This window comes from Phormidesmis priestleyi ULC007, from assembly GCF_003003695.1.
Lineage (GTDB): Bacteria > Cyanobacteriota > Cyanobacteriia > Leptolyngbyales > Leptolyngbyaceae > Phormidesmis_A > Phormidesmis_A priestleyi_A.
In genome coordinates this window covers 1-530 of the sequence record NZ_PVWG01000166.1, presented here as the reverse complement: position 1 = coordinate 530, position 530 = coordinate 1, and the positions used below count along the sequence as shown (strand labels likewise).

Annotated in this window: 1 pseudogene; it reads right to left on the bottom strand. The window is 49.2% G+C overall.

The window, feature by feature from the left end:
- Nucleotides 1-413: pseudogene (locus C7B65_RS27230) on the bottom strand (IS630 family transposase); the annotation flags it as partial.
- Between the last annotated feature and the right edge of the window lie 117 nt (nt 414-530).

The window sequence follows — 530 nt, the reverse complement described above, 5'->3', positions numbered from 1 at the left end:
ACCGAGCGTAAAAACGCTTTGACTTTCGACCAGCAGTTCTCAATCGGATTAAAGTCAGGAGAATAGGGTGACAAATACACCAGTTTTGCCCCTGCTGCTTCAATCAGGTCTCAAACTCCCTCTACCCCATGAGAACTCAAGTTGTCCATGACGACACAAGCTCCTACCCATAAGTTAGGCACTAACATCTGTTCCACAAAGTATTTGAAGACATCTCCGTTGAGTCCACCCTCAAAGGTGAGTGCTGCCACCATCCCATTCAAGCTCATCGCTCCCACTAAGGTAACATTACGTCCTTTTTTGTAGGGACGTTCTCCCGTCGCCCGGTGTCCTGGCAGGGCACGAGCATAGAGCCGCGCCATCATTAAATTCACCCCTGCCTCATCGAGAAAGACTAAATCGTCTGGACGAATGTCTCGAATCTGGTCTCGATACGCTTGGCGTAATCCCTGAACTCGCTCTGTTTCAGCTTGACTGGCGTGCAGCGTTTTTTTTTCGCGTTAAGTTCAACTGTTGCAGGGTACGGCAAA